The following is a 371-nucleotide window of genomic DNA, read 5'->3' as shown; positions in this document are numbered from 1 at the left end:
TGGGAGACACCCGTACCCATCCCGAACACGACGGTTAAGACGTAAGCGGCCGATGGTACTGCACTGGAGACGGTGTGGGAGAGCAGGTGGCTGCCGGCTCCAAATTTGCTTATCAAGTGTAAGCACCAAAGAAAATGGGCTTATAGCTCAGCTGGTTAGAGCGCACGCCTGATAAGCGTGAGGTCGATGGTTCGAGTCCATTTAAGCCCATTAGCCGAAAGGCTGTAATTCCATACGGGGGTATAGCTCAGTTGGGAGAGCACCTGCCTTGCAAGCAGGGGGTCACGAGTTCGAATCTCGTTATCTCCACTGGATGGAAACATCCTAAATATGTACCTTGAGAATTTCATACAGAAAGAGATAATTATTAT

Annotated in this window: 2 tRNA genes; both read left to right on the top strand. The window is 49.6% G+C overall.

What is annotated here, in order from left to right:
• Window positions 1–136: 136 nt before the first annotated feature.
• Window positions 137–210, top strand: a tRNA-Ile gene (locus tag DWW70_RS14750).
• A 26-nt stretch (window positions 211–236) separates the two neighbouring features.
• Window positions 237–309 (top strand) — tRNA-Ala (locus DWW70_RS14745).
• Window positions 310–371: the final 62 nt, after the last annotated feature.

Origin of the sequence: Coprococcus sp. AF16-5 (assembly GCF_003479365.1) — a bacterium.
Lineage (GTDB): Bacteria > Bacillota > Clostridia > Lachnospirales > Lachnospiraceae > Coprococcus > Coprococcus aceti.
The sequence above is the reverse complement of the archived record's forward strand: the minus strand, read 5'-3'. Positions and strand labels throughout refer to the sequence as shown.